At 71.3% G+C, this 258-nt stretch carries 1 protein-coding gene; it reads right to left on the bottom strand.

Features of this window, described 5'->3' with window-relative positions; translation table 11 throughout:
* A partial coding sequence (locus tag RAD04_RS38930) for a hypothetical protein (RefSeq protein WP_461628002.1) occupies nt 1–258 on the bottom strand: 258 nt, incomplete at both ends.

The following is a 258-nucleotide window of genomic DNA, read 5'->3' on the forward strand; positions in this document are numbered from 1 at the left end:
TTCCAACGCGCTATGCAGCGCCGCGAAGGGGGCAAGGTCCTGCGCCGCCAGATAGGCGCGGTAGAAGACGAGCAGCACCAGCGGCCGATCAGGATCGCGCGCAAACGTTGCTGGATCGACCACCCCCAAATCGGGGTGCCATCCGCCCGCCATCGGCAACGGCCGGGGGGCGACCGTGTCGTCCCAGCACAACCCTGCGGCGCGCGCCAGCAGCGCCAGCGCGGCACCACTCGCCTCGGGCCCGCCCTCATCGCAGAG

The organism is Bradyrhizobium sp. 25ACV, from assembly GCF_054863005.1.